Origin of the sequence: Labilibaculum sp. K2S (assembly GCF_030372765.1) — a bacterium.
Taxonomy (GTDB): Bacteria; Bacteroidota; Bacteroidia; order Bacteroidales; family Marinifilaceae; genus Labilibaculum.
Genome location: NZ_JAUCMW010000003.1, coordinates 352117 through 371436, shown reverse-complemented (window position 1 = coordinate 371436; position 19320 = coordinate 352117). Strand labels below are relative to the sequence as shown.

The following is a 19320-nucleotide window of genomic DNA, read 5'->3' as shown; positions in this document are numbered from 1 at the left end:
TATTTATGCTAAGTCACCTTTTTCCCGTCAGACTACAAAAAACCATTTTAAAAAAAATAAGCGACTGTTCCCGGTCACATTATTCGCAAAATGAAATTAGATTCAGCCTTATTCAGCGCCTATTATTTCAAATAAAAACACGCACTACTTTACTGAAAAATAGTGCGTGTCAATTAACTAAAAAATATCTAAACTAAATAATTACTATTTATTTTTTTATTTCGTAACAATCAGGAGCATCTTTGTGCCACAAATTTTTCACGAAATAATCCCAGCGTTTCCTGATGAAATACTTATTGTAGTAAAGACTGCTGTGATCGCATTCAGGTACCAACAGCAATTCAAAATCTTTATTGGCTTTTATTAAAGCATCTGCCATTCGCATGGATGAAGCCGCATTTACATTATTGTCCATGTTTCCATGCGCCAACATTAACTTGCCCTGCAAATGATCTGCTAAAGACAAATTGGATTGCTCGTCGTAATGTTTCCCTGCGGGAAATCCCATGTACAATTCGGGCCACCATGCTTTGGCAATTCTGTGATCGTGATTGCCCGCCGAAGAAACGCCAACCTTATAAAAATCAGGATGAGTCAATAAAGCATGCGCTGCATCGTATCCTCCGGCCGAATGACCATAAATTCCAACATTTTCAATATCGATATAAGGATATTTGGCCGCCATTTCCCTGATTGCTTTGATATGATCGGGAGCACCTATATCACCAAGGTTTTTATAAGAAAAATCATGAAATTTTTTGGACCGATAAGCAGAACCCAAGCCATCAACAGTCATTACAATAAAACCTATTTGTGCCAATGACACATCCATACTGTACAATGCCGAAGTAAATGATTTAGGTGTACGAATTGTTTGCGGACCAGAATAAGTTCCATCTATTATCGGATACCTTTTTGTAGAATCCATTTTAAAAGGACGATAAATCACTCCATAGATATCTGTTTTGTTATCTCTCGCTTTTACTTTGTACATCTCCGGAGCTTTCCATCCCATTGCAACAATATCATCAATATCAAGCTGAGCAAGATCAAGAATCTTAGTTCCGTTTTTTACACTTCGAATTAGAAAATGGTTGGGCAAATCAACCCGCGAATAATCATCAAATACATATTTACCATTTGGACTGATATTACAAGTATGAGTTGCATTTTCAGGGCTCAGCAATTTAAGTCCCGAGCCATCAATGTTGATCGAATACAAATACGTGTAATATGGATCGCCTTTTTCGATACCACAAGCGGTGAAATATATTTTCCCCTTTTTATCATCCACCTTACAGATTTCGCGAACCACATATTCTCCCTTGGTGATTTTATTTATTTGCTTACCGGTTTCATAGTCGTACAGATACAACTGGTTCCATCCTTCTTTCTCCGATGACCAAATAATATTGTTACTGGTTTTATTTATCCGGTACAAAAGCATATTTACATCCACATAGGTGTCGGCGGTTTCAGAAATCACAGTTCTGGTTTTCCCTGTCTCAATATTTACATCGATTAATTCCCTTGTTTGATAACCTCTTTGGTAACGAATGATATACGCATGTTTGTTGGATTTCCATTCAAAGCCACCTTCTAAAAAGCTTGCATATTCCGGAAGATCGCATTCTATTTGCTTACCCGATTCGATATTAAAAATAACATACGAGGTTTTAGAAAGACATGTGTCACCTGCCAGGGCGCGTTCGTAAGAATATACTTCGGCCCGCAATCCTTTTTCAGGAGCACTGTGATACATGTATAAATTTTGAGCTTCCTTCCGGTTAAATTTGCTGCAAATAAGATATTTTGAGTCGGGAGACCAATACGCACTTATTCCGTATTCTACATCTTGCTTTTTACTTTCATTTCGCACAAATTCCCATGGAATGGAATTGCCATAACTAAGTTTTTCGCACCCATCCGTACTTAACGAAACAATATTACTGCCATCTTTATCTTTCAGATAGATATTATAATCCTTAATAAAAGCAATTTGTTTGTTGTTTGGAGCAGGCAACTCAGTTATATTTCTTTTTTCGGGATTAGCTGCCGATTTTAATTGATAGTTTCTCAAATTGATTGTAAAACAAGAAGTGTCTACAGTAAACTTTAATGTATCTCTCCCCTTTAAACTAAGTCCTGTTAATTTTAAATCATACGCTTTGTATTCTTTATGCAAAAACTCAGAAACTTTTTCTGCCAATTTCGCATGATCAAACAAAGGCATTTTTTGTTTCTTTTTTAAGTCTGCCAAAAAATACTCATTCCCTTTTCTTGTTTTGGTTGAATACCATAATGAATCTCCCTTACCAATCCAGTTGGGCTGAATTCCTGCATTATAAACTTTAGCCCGAGAATTATAGTAAAGCCATTTTTCAGCTTCCTGATAGTCTTTCAACTCTCCCTGCGCAAATATATTTCCTGCGCAAAGCAGTAAAAATATAATGATCGTTATTTTCTGAACTTTCATTTGTTTTCAATTAATAGTATGATGTACATTATTAAATTATTAAAGGCTTTCACTACCCTGTTCGGCAGCCATTTCTAATTCTTTACTATTCACGATATAAATTAGCTGTAGAATGGCGGGAGGGACTTTTTTCGAATTCAGGAAAATACTGCGCAACAATTTCATACAAATCAGAATCGTATTTTTTCATATCTTCCCGGGTATTCACCCAATTGTGTTTTCCATCTGGAACCTTAACTTCGGCATTCACATTAAACCAGTTCTGAACTCCTTCTGCCCAGTATTCATATATATCGGTAGCAGCATACATTTTTTTGTATTTACCATTGGCAATGGCGTTATCCAATTTTTCCTGCAGTAAATTGTTGAATGTAGAATCGATTGGTGCAATTCCAATCAAATGAATTGCATGTGCAAATTCATGAACCAAAATATCCTCAGCATGATATTTATCAATCTGATAAGCAAGCAGGTTCTCTTCAGCACAAGAGGTTAACGGCAATTCCATATCGCCACCAAGTCCCCGGGCTCTAAGATCCCAGTTCAAAGTAGTGTCCTGAGCCAAATGAGCATGTTCCGGAATATCTGTCGTTCCTTCGTAGCGAGCCATAATTGCAAGTCGGGCATTCTCTTTAACCATCTGATTCAAAACTTTACCAGGCAAACTTTTGGTCATAAAATCGACAATATTACAAGCCACATAAAAAGCTGAATCAGGAACCTTATTGGAGCTCATGATGTGAATTCCATTCACGTTAACATACTTTTTATAGAATGAATCGAATTTAAAATCGGAAGGTGGAGATGTAATTGTAAATACTTTTTGCTCTGACTGATCCGCTTCTTTAATTTTTGCAGATGCCACATACAAAGGCATCAAAACTGCGATTAGAATAAGAATTTTTTTCATTTATAATGTTTTTTATTGTTTATTTAACTTCAACAAGCGAACCAACAAGGTTCCATGAGGAGGAATTTCTTTAATAAGATTTTCATCAGTTTTCCCAATGATTTTATGTTCCCACAAATCTTTTACATTATATACATTTCGATGGATACTAATATCTTTTGCAAAATACATCGTCTGTTTTTTCCAGTCATAATTCAATTTCCAGGGTTCATTCGTACGGTTTAAAAAACATACAGCAACTTCTCCGTCAGCAAGAGGTTTTGCCCAGATTTCATATTCGCCCATGTCCATAAATTTTCTGGCCTGGTGCCCATCTGAATCCTGATCAATTGCAATTACGTCCTCATTCATGAGAATTTCAGCTGTTGCCTTATCCAAATTTCGCAGGTCGTTTCCTGCCATCAATGGTGCGGCCAACATGGCCCACATCGAAAAGTGGGTTTTATTTTCATCGGGTGTCATGCCTCCATTTCCCACTTCCAGCATATCAGGATCATTCCAATGTCCGGGACCTGCAAATTCATATAAATCAGCTTGTTTATCAATGATATCGAGAACACCAAGTCCGCCCCAATCAAAAGTACATTGGTAACAATCCCGAATATCGGCCGTTGTTCTCCACAAATGTCCGATTCCTTTCCCCCACTTCCAAGGCTCACTTTCGCCCCATTCACAAATCGAAAATACAATCGGTCTTCCGCTGGCTTTAAGAGCATCACTCATTGTTCTATATGCTGCTTCAGCTTTTTGTCCCTCATCGAAACACCAGTCGTATTTCAAGTAATCTACGCCCCACGATGCATAAGTACGGGCATCCTGAAACTGATATCCACGACTGCCCGGACGAGACTGACAGGTCATTGATCCGGCACAGGAGTAAATGCCAAATTTTAAATCTTTGCTATGCACATAATCAACAAGTACTTTCATTCCTGATGGGAACCTTTCCGGATCGGCAATAATATTTCCAAGACTATCGCGGCCCACCTGCCAGCAATCATCAATCACCAAATATTCGTAACCAGCATCACGCATTCCGCTTTCGGCCATTGCATCAGCCATTTCCATAATCAGACTTTCACTTACATTACAGCCAAATTTATTCCAGCTGTTCCATCCCATTGGAGGCGTAAGCGCTAAATCTTCAAAATTTTGACTGTATCCTTGAAATACCTGAAAAACAATCAAAATTAAAAAATACTTTCTTATCATTTTCAATATCTTTTCAGTCCGATGAAATTATTTATTTACAGATGAATCCCCTAAGTAAAAAAGATATATAAACCAACTTACAAGAAAATCGCAAAAACATTTTATGCTCGAAAGAACTTTAAAATGCTTTTGCGATATGTATTATTTTCTAAAAGTTATTAACCTCCGGTATACCCAGGATTTTGAACCAAATTTGAATTGGTATTCAGTTCTTCCAGTCCAATTGGAAAAAGGATCGTATGCGCCCCTTGAGGTTCATGATTGTACCAGCTTTTTGTTTGGTATACACCAAATCGAATCATATCTGTTCTACGTCTGAATTCAGCAGCAAACTCCCAACCCAATTCATCTAAAAACCGACCATACAATACAGCAGACTGATCTCCAGGAGAATCGATTGCTCCATCTTCGGCCAATGTTCCATATTGAATGGTTGTATTTCCCAACAATTCAGCTCCGGTTACCTTTGCATCGTTAATATCGTCAAAATCACGTGTTCTCACATCACTAACCAAAACTGCAGCTTCATCACTTTTTCCTGTGCGCAGCAGGCATTCAGCCTTCATAAGTAATACATCTGCATATCTAAAATAAGGCAAATCATTACTCATATTGCTCTTACATCCAGCTTCAATTTCATATTTGCAAACACGATAACCTTCCTCAAATTCGCAATCATAAATACTAGGCATTTTGTTGACTAAAGTCATTACAACACTTCCATCAGTAGCATTGAGCTGATCTCCATGTAACCATGTTGCATCAAATCGCTTATCCTGAGGATCATAACTATTGATAAACTGAGGATTTGCACTTGAGCCTCCCCATGGTTGCGCTGTCATATTAAAAACATCGCGATGTGCAGGCAACAATTGTTTCATGTGCGCGTTCCAACCAGTTCCATTCTTATTATCATAAGGAACAGCAAAAACAATTTCATTACAAGCTTCGTTATCTACCTTAAATATATCCTTATAATTTGATTCAAGATCATATTTTTCACAAGAAATCACTTTGTTACAAGCAAGAATACATTTCTCCCATTCTGCGGTACCACTATACACTTCCGCATTTAGATACATTCTGGCCAATAACTGGTAAGCAGCCCATTTTGTGATACGCCCGTATGTCGATGGATCAACAACTTCTGTTAAATTTTCAATAACATCAATATCTGTTAACTCATCAACAATAAATTTATAAACATCAGCTCTGCTTGATTGCACCGGCAACTCATCACTATATGCGATAACAAGCGGAACATTTCCATGAGTATCACAAAGAATTGAATACCACAATGCACGCAATGCACGCAACTCTGCTAATACTTTTACTGATTGTTCTTCTTCAATTGGAAGTGATCCACTTTGAATCTGCAACATCACCCTATTCACATTATTTATCGCCTCATAACAGGTCAACCAGGTATTTCGGCATTGCCATTGTTCGTTATCCCATGTATGAAAATGCATCCGCTTATAAGTTCCAGCATCATCCCATCCATTAGGTCGGGTTGGAGTTATCATTACATCTCCTGGTTCTTCTTGAAGATCGAATAAACCTTGCCATCCCATTATATAACGAAGCGGGGTATAACCCGAAGCGATTAATGCTGTTACATCAGCTTCCGTTGCCGTAAAGGTTTCTTCCAATACTTCAGAATAAACTTCCTCATCCAATTTAACACAGCCTCCAAACAAAATTGCAAGCAATAAAATAAAACCAGTAAATGCCGGCTTTACATATATACGTTCTTTTTTATATATTAATTTCATGATTCCAAGTTTAAAAGGTTACGTTAACACCAAATGTAAATGTTCTTGTAGTAGGATATTTGTCTCGTTCATCATTGCCCGGAGCTAAACCTGTTTGTTTCACCTCAGGATCAATCCCTTTATAACCAGTAAAAGTGTGTAAATTCAATCCTGATACGTAAACCCTTAGATTTTTGAAAACATCTTTATTTTTAAGATTTACAGTGTACCCCAAGGTTATGTTATCAATTTTCCAATAATCACCATCCTCAACATAATAACTCACATAACGCTGCTCATCGTTTAATACAGCTTTCCCATAAACTTTATCATAAGCAGAATTTAAGGTATTGTATGCAATCTTTGGATTTTCATAAAACATCCGAGAAAAATTTAAAATTTGATAAGAAAATGCTCCTCTCATGTTTATGTTCAAATCAAAGTTTTTATATCGAAAGCTATTGTTCCAGCTGGCATAGTATTTTGGAATTCCATTCCCTAATACCTGACGATCATCTGTTGACGATTCTGTTGCTGAAATTCTTTCTCCATTAGGTTTTTCTATTATCCAAATACCATCGTCTGAGATATCAACACTCTTTAATCCATAGAAATTTCCTATTTCACCTCCTATTTTCACAATATGAGTTGTTGTTTGAATAGGCTCGCCCGTATAACCATCTTCCGGATAGAAAAAATCATTTGTGGTTTTAAACTTGTCATTTGATAAAGAAACCAATTTATTTTTGTTGGTTGAAAAGGTCATATTAGCTTTCCACTCAAAGTTTGGTGTTTTAATAGGAGTAATATTAATCAAAGCTTCAAACCCCTGATTTTTAATCTCTCCTACATTTGTCATGATGCTGCCATAAAGGTATGGTGGTGTTGGAACGTCGTAATTCCATAACGCATCTTTGGTTCTTCTGTTATAAAAATCAAAAGCTCCGCTAACTCTACCATTTAATAATCCAAAATCAAGTCCTATATTAACTTCCTCTTTTTTCTCCCAACGCAAATCAGGATTCTCATTTCGGGCAGGAACTAACTTTCGAACCCATTCTTTATTAGAATAAAAATAATCGCTATAATTTAAACTACTTAAAGAATTGTAAGAATCTGCCACATTAGTACCGGTAACACCAAAACCAGCACGTAACTTTAAGTTATCAATCCAGTTAATTTCTTTAACAAAATCTTCTTCAGACATTCTCCATCCTACAGAAACTCCAGGGAAATTTCCCCATTTATGGTCTTTACCAAACCGAGAAGACCCTTCTCTACGAAGACTTGCCATGAATAAATACTTATTCGCAAAAGAATAACTTACTCTGGAAAAGAAAGCAATTAATTTATCAGAATATTTATAACTATCCATACCGGCTTCTCCTTTGGTTAAACCACTTCCAATTTTAAGATAATTATAAGTATACGCATCAGTTGGAAAGTATTTGTTGTTTGCCCAGAATCCTTCCGTCATGTTGTCTTCGTAATTATAACCAGCAAGAACAGATAAATTATGATCCCCGGCTATCACTTTCTTATAATTTACAGTTAACTCTGTATAGTTACCCAAATAATTTTCGGTACCACGCGAAGCAAAACCTTCTGAACCATACTTAGTAGTTGATACATGATTTTTAGTTTCATAATATCCACGAATGTTTGAATTGCTTTTTCTGGTGTACATTCCCTTTACGCTAAGCCCTTCAAATAGTTTATAAGTTAAACTGGCCTTAAATCTCACATTACGATACTTGTTCTCACCATCAGATTCTTTCAGGTATGCAACAGGATTATCGTAAAAATACACATCGCGCTCGTACCAACTACCGTCTTCATTTTTTATTGGTTCAGTCGGATTTCGGATTAATGCCTGCCTGTAAACGTATTTATTAAAACTATATCCATCTCCACCAGTCCAATAATTTTGTTCACTGATTATAGTCCCGATATCTGCAGTTAATTTACCATCAAACATGCTGTGACTAACATCAATACGACCGGTATATTTTTCATTATCTGTTTTAATAAAAACACCCTGATTCTTTTTGTAATTAATTGAGGCTGTTAAACTTGTATTTTTAGTTCCTCCTCTAAAAACAATATTATGAACATGGCTGACAGCTTTTCTTGTAATTTCATCCAGCCAATCTGTATTGGCTCCATAATCTTTCAAATTAGCTCCTGTGAACGAATAACCTTCATTCCACTTTGCTCTTAAGTCTTCAGCATTCATAAAATCGAGCTTTCGGCTGATAGATGCAATGGAGACATAACCATCATACGAAATGGTAGGCTCCATACCCTTAATGCTTCTTTTTGTTGTAATAATGATAACTCCATTTGTTCCACGAGTTCCATATATTGCCGAAGCCGATCCATCTTTTAATACATCGATAGATTCAATATCTTCCGGAGCAACAGATTCAAGACTTCCCGGAACACCATCAACTAATACCAAAGGAGCAGAACTTCCCAACAGTGATGAATTTCCACGCAACATGATTGCTGCACCTTCTGTTGGATCTCCTGAAGGTGTTGCAATGGTTAAACCCGCAACTTTTCCTTGAATCAATTGAGCCGCATCTTTTACAGCTCCCTTAATAAAATCATCAGACTTAACAGATGCAATAGCACTGGTAACATCACCTTTCTTAACACTACCATAACCGATTGCAACAACTTCATCCAGTCCAAAAACATCTGGACTCATAATAATATTGAATACCTGATCAGTATACTCAATCTTCTGATCTTTAAATCCAATAAATGAGAAATGAATTACATCTCCAACAGATGCTTGAATCATAAATTTACCATCGATATCAGACACTGTACCAACAGTTGTTCCATCAATAAATACAGAAACACCTGGTAATGGAACTCCAGAATCATCGACGACAGAACCTTGAGCAAGTTTTTGGGAAAAAACGTGCCCCGATAAACACAAAAAAATCACTAAAACAAGTAAAGACCTTAAACAGCTGTTTTTATTACCATGCTGTTGAGGGGGGATAACAATTTTTTTCATAAATGTAATTTTTGGGTTAAAAAATATTACTCAAATCTGTCTATTCTTTAGGCTTTGGACTATCACTATTGTTTAAAAAAGTAACATACATGTGTAATAAGTCTTATTATTAAAAAAAACTCCTTTCCCCAGACAAAAAAAACTGCAAATCTCCATTTTGAGATTTGCAGTTTTCAGAACTATCCACCATTAAAAACTAACTAAAATACTTTTCCTTATTTTATTGCTTAACAGTTCTTACACCAAATACTGGTCCTGCTCGATGCCCTTCGTGAGGTTTAAATGTAACCATCACTTTATCTTTAGTCATGCAAATATCATCAGGCAATTGGTATAAGATATCAATGAATTCTCCCGGCTTTTTATCCGCGATATTTTCTGTCGCAAGTAATTTTCCGTCAATCAAGATATCAAATGTTTTAGCGCCGGTATTCCCGCCCCAATATTCAACAGCCAAAGCCAATCGATTTCCTTTCATCAATCCCATTTCAAAAGACATTACACCACCTCTACCAACTACACGGGATCTTTTATTTTTTATCACATCAATGGATGAATTTTCACTTGTAAAATTATGATCCCGTTCGGGCTGCATTTCTCCTGGTTGAAAAAAGTCAACTGTCATTTCTTCCAATTTCTTTTTCTGTGCTTGTTTAGCTTGATATTCCTTTTGATATTTCGCCCATGATTCTTGGTTGAAAATATCAAAATATACAGAATACCTTACATCGTGTATTTTATAGAATGGTTTCAAGACAAAATCATGCAGGTATCCAACCGATTCGGTTTTGAATGTATTTACTTCTCCTTCAACAGAACTCAACCAATTCGAAGGATCTCTATCTTCTGTCATAATTACAGGCACATACATCGTGTCAGTTGCTTTTGGATCGTCTTCCGGGCCTAATTCACCAGCCATTACCATCGGACCATACATAACTGCAACACGGTTGCTGTCATCAGGCATGGTTTCCAAACGAAGTGTAAAAGGCATTTTATATTCCAATACATCTCCTTTTTTCCAGGTTCTTTCAATAGAAATAAAACTTTGCGGCTTTTGATCAACAGATATCTTTTCCTTATTGATATAAATCTCCACACCATTTTCAGCCCATTTTGGGTAGCGCAGCTTAAGCGTAAATTTGCTTGGCTTTTCACAGTTAAACTCCAATTTTGTCCCTTGTTCTTCCGGGTAAGCAGTTATCTGTTTTACGATCAAACCTTTGTTTTTCCAGTTCAATTCAGAACCAATAAATTGAGTCACATATAATTCATTATTGTTGTGAAAATAAATGTTTGCTCCATATTTTGAATGATTCTCCATTCCTGTTCCCACACAACATGTAAACCAATACGGATCCTGATATACTTTATAACCACCCATTTCCAATGACAAATTATAGATCACCCGCCCATCTACAGGGTGCTGAGAGGATAAAATGTGATTGAATAATGCTCTTTCATAGAAATCGGCAACTTCAGGAGTGGCATCCCACTCAAAAAGATGACGGGACAGCTTCAACATATTGTACACATTACATGTTTCAGTCGTATTTTGACTAAGGCGGTTGCGCAGATGATCCGACTCCCCAAAATATTCATGATTGCAATTACCTCCGGTAACATAGGAGTGGTGATTTACAACACGATCCCAGAAAAACTCAGCCGATTCTCTATCAGACAAATCCCCGGTAAGCTCATAACGACGGGCACACCCAACTAATTTTGGAATTTGTGTATTCGCGTGTATTCCTGGTAAAATATCAACATGATGAGCCAAAGAATCAAGCACCTTTTTGTGATGAAAAACCTTAGATAGCTCCAGATATTTCTCATTCTTCGTTAATCCGTAAAGATCAACCAACGACTCATTAATTCCTCCATGTTCACAATCCAGCATGTTCTGAATTTGATCATCGTTCAGGTCTTTTACAATAGTTGTTAACCAATCGGCAAATTTTATATTGATTTGTAAAGCCTTTTTATTCCCACATAAATTATAAGCATCAGTCAAACCAGCCATCACTTTATGCTCGGTGTAATAGGGTACCCATATTCCGTTCAAATCAAATCCTTTCGAACGTATATCTCCTTTTGCTACTTCCTCTTCCAAAATTCGTTTTCCGTCAGGGAAAGCACCTATGTATCCTTCACCGTCAGCATTCTGACAAGCTTCCAGTTCATCTACAATGTAGTTAACACGGTCAAGAAAACGCTTGTCGCCTGTTGAATTATACATTAAGGCACAAGCACTTAAATAATGTCCTAAGCTATGTCCGGCTATTGTATTTGCCTCCCAGCCATCATAATGCTCTGCTTTAGGCTGGAGACCAGCTTCTATCCGAAATTTTGCCAACAATCTGTCTGGTTCATAATTCAACAAGCTCTGCACATTTAATTCCATGGCCTTTTTGAAAGGGCCATCAAGCAATTTAACATCCTTTAAATCAAATGGCAGGACTTTAAATTCAACCACCTCAGGACCGTTCGTACTTATTCTATTATCTTCGATACCTGAACAGGAAGATAATCCAACTCCAATACAAATTGAAAAGAATAAGGCTCTACAAAAATCGAATCTCATATTTTAATAATTATATAGTTATCAGAAAATTACAGTCTTAATTATTTTACTTTCCATTCCAAAATACCACCCGACTCGTCTTTTTGCAGTTGAGCCATAATTCGAAGTGCTTTTGTTTTTACAGGCTTAAAGCTCACTGTATTGTATTTATCAAGTTCCACTGTAAAAGCATCGCTGGTTTCAACAGGAACCCATTTCCCCTTGCTGTCTTTGTATAATAACGACCATTTTTCGGGCACCTTATAATTGCCATCGTAGTGATCCATATTAAGCCAATAAACCGATGACTGAGACAATACAACAGGTTCTTTAAATTCATAATCAACAGTCTCTTCCGATCCTTCTTTCTGCCACCAGTAGAAATATGATTTATCAGTGTCACCCGAATTTTTAGGAGTAAAACCATCATTCAAACCAGGTGCCCAATTTGTTGATGAAAATGCCTTGGCCGAATCTGCAGGAGAATAGCTTGGTTTTACGGTAGCCGATTCTTCCCCGGAAGGCAGCCAAACCAACATATTTGCTGTTCCCCGATTGTTCCAGGCATAATACGGAATGGCTTTAAGACTTGCAGGTTCAATTGTTTTTGCATCTCCCGATTGACTTACCCGGCTTCCTTTCATTGTAAGTGTTACCACTCCACCTAAAAGGTTTTCTTCAAATTGAGAACTCACCTTTGCATCCGGCGATACAAACTCATCGAATAAATACGCATTATTGTTGTCTTTATCCTCGAAGCAATACACTATTGGACCACGTTGGTAAGCTAATTTACTATGATCATTGATTACCTTTTCGCTGGCTTTAATTTTGCGCACAGGCATTGGAAATTCAACTTCTATCTGATCACCAGCTTCCCACTTTTCTCTCAAAATGGCATAACCATTCACCACTTCAGGTGATTTTTCCTTCCTATTTACAGTAATGGTATAAGTATCATTGTTATTTTCAACAAAGTGATACAAATCAGATGGTACAGGTTGATTTTGTGCCCACCCCGGAATGCGGATTTTCAGACCAATACGTTCATTCGTTTTTTTGTCAACTGAAATTGTAAGCTTACCACTCCAAGGGTATTGTGTTTTTTGTGACAGACTTAGGGTATCCTTTCCTACAGCAATGTCGGCATGACCTTCAGAAAATAGATTTACATACACAGAATGTTCATCGGTTGTATAAACATAACCCGGTATTGAGGCCATAAACCGGGTAATATTGCCCGGACAACAGGCGCATCCAAACCAAGGGGCTCGATCGTGATTATGAACAGACTCCAGAGGATTATCGTAGAAAAATTTATCACCGCTTAAGGATACACCCGAAATAACCCCATTGTACAATACCCGTTCAAGTACATCGTAGTATTTTGAGTTTCCATCATTCAGAAACAAACGGTAGTTCCAGTAAACATTCGATATCGAAGCACACGTCTCACAATAATCAGTCATGTTAGGCAATTCGTAATTCGGACCAAAACCTTCACCTTGAGCACGGGAACCAATTCCACCAGTAATGTACAACTTTTTCGAAACCACATTTTCCCACACACGTTTGGTGGCTTCCATCAATTGCTTATCGTGCATCAAGGAAGCTACATCGGTTACACCTGAGTAGAGATATCCCAAACGAACAGCATGACCAACGGCTTCATCCTGCTCCACAATTGGTTTGTGGTCCTGACTGTATTCGCTCAATTTGTGACCGTCGGTACCCTTACCTGTTTCGTCGATAAAAAATCGTGCCAGTTGAAGGTATTTTTCATCATTTGTAACCCGATACAATTTTACCAAAGCCATCTCCACAATCGGATGACCTGACGGAACTTTCTTTTGTCCTTCGCCCGGACCGAAAACCTGATTCACCAAATCGGCATTTTTAATCGCAATATTAAGTAAGGAACGTTTACCTGTTGCCTGATAATGCGCAACGGCAGCTTCGTACAAGTGACCACAGTTATAAAGCTCGTGACTGTTCAAACGATCCCAGCGCCCTTTTCCGTACCAGCCCTTTAAACGCTCGCATTTGTTGGTTAAGCAAGTGTATAGGTAACCATCCTCTTCTTGTCCTGCGCCAATTAAAGTAATCAGGCTATCCAAATAATGGTCTAATTTTGCATCGTACTCTACAGCCAGCGTATATGAAGCTCCTTCCAGCACCTTATAAACATCAGTATCATCAAATGGGAAATCACCTTGGTGTTCTCCTTTGATCAAACCTCCGGCAAGAGCAAAATTATCCATTCGCCCGGTCTCTTCACACTTTTTAAATGCTGATGGAATTGACACAGTTCTGTTAATTTCAATTTTAGGAGCCCAAAACTGATCATTTAAATGAACAGATGTAAAGGGAACCGGATTTAAATGTCCTACAGTTTCATTCTCCTTTTTAGCACAGGAAAATGCAAGAAAACCAAACAATATCAGGAAACTATAATATCTTAATCTCATTATATATCTATATTAGTATGAAAATTCGGCATCGGAACTATTCCAATTCCCATTCGGTAATTCCTGAAGCATTTTTTTCAGGCAACTTCACTTCAAGTTTTATTGCTGTTGTATTAACAGTTTTGAATGAAACTTTGCTGGGCATTCCTTTGCTTACTGTGTAGGGTACAGTATTCTCAACAGGTATCCACTCACTGTCTTTATTTTTATAGTAGATTTTCCACTCCTTTGGAATACGGCAACCACCCCAAGGCGCATCATCATACCAATAAACTGTTGAACCGCTTACTTTTTTCTCACCGTCAAATTCATATGAAATCCATTCTGTGGTTCCTTCTTTAGGCCACCAATGATAGTAAGGTACAGCTTGATCTTTTTCATTTTTAGGGATGAGTTGGTCGTTAACTGCACTAATTGCTTTCACCAAATGCGAGGCATCAACTTTACTTTCGGAAGCAAGAGTTGGTTGTTTCATTGGGCGACTGGTACTTAAATCGTCAGAAAGCCAAACGGTCATTTCACCACTTCCACGATGAGCCCATGCATAGTAAGGAATCATGTTCAATTGAACGTCTTTCACTTCGATTTTACCTTGGGTATTGTAATTTAATACCTGAGCTTCGGTATGAATCATATTGATGCCATACAGCAAGTCTGGTTTGTTTTCAACAGTAAATACCGGTTTTTGTGGAATCACAGCACTCAATACACTATAATCATTATCGGGCCACTCGGCACAATAAACTACAGGACCGCACTCAATTGCAACTCTACCCTGATCTGCCTCAACCAATGGATGCGCTTTTACGGTACGTGGTTCCATATCGAAATGAACTTCAACCTTGTCACCCTTACGCCAAGTGCGGCTGATAGTGAAATAACCATTTTTAAGTTGACTTGTAACAGACTGCCCGTTTACTTTAACTGAGTATGATAATTTTTTACTGTCGGAGAATGCATACAAATCACTAGGTACTACTTGGCCTAACACCCATCCAGGAATACGGATTTTAAGACTCAAATCTTGTTTTTTCTTTGGATTTACATCCAGATTAATATCACCTACCCAAGGATAATTGGTTGTTTGTTTCAATACTACCGGTTTTCCATCCACCTTAATTTCCGAATTATTCGACATGAACAGATTTACATACAAATCACTTTTATGCACTGCATAAATATATCCGGGAACAGAAGGAATAAATCGGCAAATATTTGACGGGCAGCAGGCGCAACCAAACCAAGGCCGGCGTTGGTGCTGACCAATCGATTCAAGTGGATTTGGATAGAAAAAACCATCGCCTTCCAATGAAACGCCGCTAATCAGCCCATTGTAAAGAGTGCGTTCCAGTACATCGTAGTATTTTGATTCGCCATGAAGCAGAAATAGTCTGTAATTGAGATAAACATTTCCGATAGCAGCACAGGTTTCACAATAAGCCGACATATTAGGCAGCTGATAATTCTTACCAAAAGCCTCACCATGCCCTGTAGCACCGATACCTCCTGTGATGTATAATTTTTTGCCCACAATGTTTTCCCAAATTTTATCAATGGCGTTTACATAGGTAGTATCACCAGTAAGTGCAGCCACATCGGCCATGCCAGTATACATATAGGCAGCGCGAACAGCATGTCCGACAGCTTCGTCCTGTTCCAAAACCGGTTTATGCGACTGGCTGTATTCACTTTTTATTGTGGTATAACCGCGCTTATCGAGCAGGAACTTTGCAAAGTCAAGATATTTCTGTTCGCCCGTTGCAACATATAATTTCGACAAAGCCATTTCTGCAATCTGATGACCTGGAACTACTGTTACCTGTCCTGGTTGATCACCAACTTCCCTTACGGCACAATCGGCATACTTTTTTGCAATATCCAAAAAGTTTGTTTTCCCAGTTGCCTGATAATGTGCCAATGCACCCTCAACCATATGTCCTAAATTGTACAACTCATGACTTAGGTCTTCCTCTTTTTCCCAACGTTTGGTTCCAGCCCATTCGTGTGGGTGAGCAGGATTCATTGTACGGGCAGTGTATAAATAACCATCTGCCTCTTGCGCAGCCGCCACAATTGTTAAAACACTGTCAATATATTTGTCTAATTTTTTATCTGGAAAAGTCTGCATTGAATAGCTGGCTCCTTCAATGGTTTTATACACATCGGTATCATCAAATGAAAAGCCTTCCACCTTAATCGTATCACTTGGATGTGCTGCCTTAACAAAGTTTTCGTATCGACCGGTTTCTTCGCACTTACTAAAAGCCAACGGAATAGTAACTTCACGACTAGCTTTCAGTCTTTGTCCCCAAAACGAATCGGTAACTTTTACTGAAGTAAAAGGAACAGGAGAAATGGGATATCCACCTGTTTTATTTTTTTCCTGAGCATTTGCTGCAAAACACAAAATGCAAAGTGCAAGTGTTAAAACTCTTTTAATTGTTGTCATTATTATATCCTATTTTTTTAATATTACTATTTCAGAAATTAATTACTTTTCAAATGTAAAATTGTATCGAAATGCTCACATTAAGTTGTCGGTTTGTTCAAAATAATTGTACAAATGTTTTTAATTCTTTAATTACATCGATTTATCAAGGCTTTATTCACTCCATTCTCTAAATGAACTCAAATAGGAGTAAATATTTTCGCCTTTAATTTTACTAGATTTAACTAATTGCCGAAAAAATAAACTGATTAATGATTATTATTTATCCGGAGATGTAATCTTCTTTAATTCAATAATTTCCTGCTCGGCTAATGCTCTGTTAAAAAGCTGAGAATTTGAAATATAACCACTATAATTCTCTGCGTAGAAACCACTGGCGCCAATCAGAATATCACAGTTTTTAACAAATAGATTAATTGGTTGTTGAGTATTTAGAACACCATCAACATATACCGATTCAACCATTCCATCAAAGCTCAGTGCTATGTGATGCCATTTTGATGCTTCGGGGATTTCTTTATAGGCTAAATCAACAGATCCATCTCCATGAGCCACAGCTCCAAAATTACTTTTACCATACATTAATGCTGAATAGGAGCCTTGCAGCATATTTTCACGACTATTCCAGGTTATCAGACATTCTCCATCTCCAATTTCAGGATTAAATACCCACGAAGATACAGTATATGGTGAGTTCCAACTTAAACTGTTAGGAGCAGGTTCACTTAATCTAAAAAAGCTTTCTCCATCAAAAGAAATTGCTTTTACATTGTCGATATACTTTATTTCGGGAGAACCTTCTTTAATAAAGTATCCCCCTAAACTACCTGAATTTTTGAAGTAATAATCACGAGAATCCATTGCGAAATTTTCAACGTCAAAATTCATTAATAAATGATCATCCGTTAAAAGATTATCCTTAGAAGTTTTCGACAGCAAGGCCAATTCTGGAATCTCAAATAAATCAGGATAAACTTTTAAATTCCATATCGCCGGAAACAATCCTCCTTTTTCAGCCCCGGTTACCGTCAATTTAACATAGCGGGTTTTTGCATTGTTATCATCAATCATTGGTGACCCACTTTGCCTGTTATTTGTTCTGTCTGAAAATAAGAACCAATTAATGCTATCTGAAGAACATTCAATTCTATATTGATAGTAAAAAGTTGAATACTCAAACTGAGTCATTACTCTGGCAACTTTCACTTTTTTACCCAAATCAACAACCAATGATTGGGGGTATGTACTTGATGCAGCCTTCCACATCGTTCCGTTATTATTATCTGTAGCATATTCAGGCAGATATTTATAATCAATTGGACTATTTGTATATTTTGTTGCCGGTGATTCCAAATGATAATAAGACGTAGCTGTTACTTTGGCCTTAAAGGCCAAATCCTTTTCAGGGATTTGGTTTTTTCTCAAATAACCAATTCCTTTATGCGTCGGAATTACCGGAAGAATAGTACTGTCATTCAAAAAATCAAGTCTATCAGCGCAAACTTGTCTGAACTCACCACCAGTACTATGCGGATTATCATGACGATGATACAGGATATAATAATCGTCGCCATCTTTTAAAACCGAATGATGCCCGGGACTATCAATACTTCCGTCCTGATTTGTCTGCAGTATTGGAGAATTATCTCCGTAGTTAAAGGGACCTACCGGAGAATCAGAATAAGAGTAATGAACAGCATAGCTGCTCAACCTGCAATCACCTGACGAATACATCAGAATATACTTTCCATTGTGTTTTAATAAATAAGCAGCTTCAAATACTTCAGGAATTTGAGTGATTGGAATTGATCCGCTTTCCAATATTGTACAATGATCTTTGGGATCAATTTTAGCCCAGCCAAGTCCCCCGAAACTAGAACACCAAGTCCCGAAATAGGAGTAAATTGATCCATCATCATCCAAAAAATACTGGGCATCCAAAGCAGGTAATCCCTTAATCGCTGTCCCCACAGGAATAACGGCCTGTCCATTTTTCAGACTTTTCCATGGACCAATTGGTGAATCAGAAACATAAGCATAGATATTACAGCCATGTTCACAATTACCCATAAAATAGTAATACTTTCCATCCTTCCCTTTCATCACATCAGGAGCCCAACAATTGGTTAAACCATCAGGTAAGTCAATATCCATTTCGGTGTTGTACCAATTCACAAAATCTTTACTTACCCAAACCTGAGGTTCTCCCGAAGCCAATTTAATTCCATCGGTAGTAGAATATAGATAGAAGGTTTCTCCAAATTTTTTAATGGTTGGATCGGCAAAGTAGCCTGGTAGTAATGGGTTATTCTCAATTGTTAAATCTCTATTTGTTTTTTGTGCCTTACCACAAAAAGCAAATAGGATTAACAATACGATACAAATAAATTTTTCCATGTAATATTATGAATTCATGTTTAACAATTTCTTCTTTAAATTCACCATCCCTACATTAAA

9 protein-coding genes are annotated in these 19320 nt (G+C 37.3%); all 9 read right to left on the bottom strand.

What is annotated here, in order from left to right; all coding sequences use genetic code 11:
- Positions 1-208: 208 nt before the first annotated feature.
- The 9 genes from QUH73_RS07125 to QUH73_RS07085 all read right to left on the bottom strand — a co-directional run bounded on the left by QUH73_RS07125 (position 209) and on the right by QUH73_RS07085 (position 19260).
- Positions 209-2476, bottom strand: a complete 2268-nt coding sequence (locus QUH73_RS07125; RefSeq protein ID WP_289529748.1) for a S9 family peptidase — start codon at positions 2474-2476, stop codon at positions 209-211.
- An 85-nt stretch (positions 2477-2561) separates the two neighbouring features.
- Positions 2562-3386 (bottom strand): hypothetical protein, encoded by an 825-nt coding sequence (locus tag QUH73_RS07120; RefSeq protein WP_289529747.1) that lies wholly within the window; start codon positions 3384-3386, stop codon positions 2562-2564.
- A gap of 12 nt (positions 3387-3398) precedes the next feature.
- Positions 3399-4598: a glycoside hydrolase family 27 protein gene (locus tag QUH73_RS07115; protein ID WP_289529746.1), complete on the bottom strand. Its 1200-nt coding sequence runs from the start codon at positions 4596-4598 to the stop codon at positions 3399-3401.
- 158 nt (positions 4599-4756) lie between these two features.
- Positions 4757-6373, bottom strand: a complete 1617-nt coding sequence (locus QUH73_RS07110; protein ID WP_289529745.1) for a RagB/SusD family nutrient uptake outer membrane protein — start codon at positions 6371-6373, stop codon at positions 4757-4759.
- Positions 6374-6383: 10 nt separating this feature from the next.
- Positions 6384-9383 carry a SusC/RagA family TonB-linked outer membrane protein gene (locus QUH73_RS07105; RefSeq protein ID WP_289529744.1) on the bottom strand — a complete coding sequence of 1000 codons (3000 nt, stop codon included), beginning with the start codon at positions 9381-9383 and terminating at the stop codon, positions 6384-6386.
- Between the two features lie 220 nt (positions 9384-9603).
- Complete coding sequence (locus QUH73_RS07100; protein ID WP_289529743.1) at positions 9604-11967, bottom strand: glycoside hydrolase family 127 protein; 2364 nt, start codon at positions 11965-11967, stop codon at positions 9604-9606.
- A 41-nt stretch (positions 11968-12008) separates the two neighbouring features.
- Positions 12009-14414: a glycoside hydrolase family 127 protein gene (locus tag QUH73_RS07095; protein WP_289529742.1), complete on the bottom strand. Its 2406-nt coding sequence runs from the start codon at positions 14412-14414 to the stop codon at positions 12009-12011.
- A gap of 37 nt (positions 14415-14451) precedes the next feature.
- Positions 14452-16863, bottom strand: a complete 2412-nt coding sequence (locus tag QUH73_RS07090) for a glycoside hydrolase family 127 protein (protein ID WP_289529741.1) — start codon at positions 16861-16863, stop codon at positions 14452-14454.
- 258 nt (positions 16864-17121) lie between these two features.
- On the bottom strand, positions 17122-19260 hold the full coding sequence (locus QUH73_RS07085) for a family 43 glycosylhydrolase (RefSeq protein ID WP_289529740.1): 2139 nt from the start codon (positions 19258-19260) through the stop codon (positions 17122-17124).
- Positions 19261-19320: the final 60 nt, after the last annotated feature.

Bases quoted from the DNA above. Each gene is read 5' to 3' on its own strand.
- QUH73_RS07125 (WP_289529748.1), bottom strand. From the start codon at position 2,476: ATGAAAGTTCAGAAAATAACGATCATTATATTTTTACTGCTTTGCGCA.
- QUH73_RS07120 (WP_289529747.1), bottom strand. From the start codon at position 3,386: ATGAAAAAAATTCTTATTCTAATCGCAGTTTTGATGCCTTTGTATGTG.
- QUH73_RS07115 (WP_289529746.1), bottom strand. From the start codon at position 4,598: ATGATAAGAAAGTATTTTTTAATTTTGATTGTTTTTCAGGTATTTCAA.
- QUH73_RS07110 (WP_289529745.1), bottom strand. From the start codon at position 6,373: ATGAAATTAATATATAAAAAAGAACGTATATATGTAAAGCCGGCATTT.
- QUH73_RS07105 (WP_289529744.1), bottom strand. From the start codon at position 9,383: ATGAAAAAAATTGTTATCCCCCCTCAACAGCATGGTAATAAAAACAGC.
- QUH73_RS07100 (WP_289529743.1), bottom strand. From the start codon at position 11,967: ATGAGATTCGATTTTTGTAGAGCCTTATTCTTTTCAATTTGTATTGGA.
- QUH73_RS07095 (WP_289529742.1), bottom strand. From the start codon at position 14,414: ATGAGATTAAGATATTATAGTTTCCTGATATTGTTTGGTTTTCTTGCA.
- QUH73_RS07090 (WP_289529741.1), bottom strand. From the start codon at position 16,863: ATGACAACAATTAAAAGAGTTTTAACACTTGCACTTTGCATTTTGTGT.
- QUH73_RS07085 (WP_289529740.1), bottom strand. From the start codon at position 19,260: ATGGAAAAATTTATTTGTATCGTATTGTTAATCCTATTTGCTTTTTGT.